This is a genomic window from Methanocalculus natronophilus, from assembly GCF_038751955.1.
GTDB classification, from domain to species: Archaea; Halobacteriota; Methanomicrobia; order Methanomicrobiales; family Methanocorpusculaceae; genus Methanocalculus; species Methanocalculus natronophilus.
In genome coordinates this window covers 1-502 of record NZ_JBCEXH010000139.1, presented here as the reverse complement: position 1 = coordinate 502, position 502 = coordinate 1, and the positions used below count along the sequence as shown (strand labels likewise).

Here is a 502-nt window from a genome sequence, read left to right as displayed (position 1 = left end):
CATTGTCATCGTCTAAAATTTTATTAAGTTCTCCTACTTTAGAATTCAATACTACACTTAAACCTTCACTGTGAGAGGATAAAGCCTCATAAGTAATGCAGTCATAAACACTTTGAAGCGAGGCAAGTTTCAATAAGTTTTTATACCCTTTTAGATTTTTTGCATAAAATGTTGCGTGCAAAAATTCATCAGCGTAATGATTTTCTAAAACACCTTTTAATCCTAAAATCGGAATAAATCCAGATTTTTTAGCCCTAGATAAAAATTTATACGCCCCATGCATTGTGTAATCAGTGAGTACAACATGCGAATGTTTGTTTTCTTTTGCATAAGAAAAAAGGGCGTCTAAGGTGATATTAGAGCCATTAAAACTATAAACACTTTCCAAAGATAAGGATGCGATCACTGAAAACACCTCACATTCATACACTGAAAATTATAACATAATTCAAACAAAAAACTCATGCCAATTGGCATGAGTTAACGTTTTTTGTATACTGCA

General features: G+C 32.1%; 1 protein-coding gene. It reads right to left on the bottom strand.

The window, feature by feature from the left end; genetic code table 11:
• Positions 1 to 406: PHP domain-containing protein (locus ABCO64_RS10900; RefSeq protein WP_343089501.1), on the bottom strand; the 406-nt coding region annotated here is incomplete at its 3' end.
• Between the last annotated feature and the right edge of the window lie 96 nt (positions 407 to 502).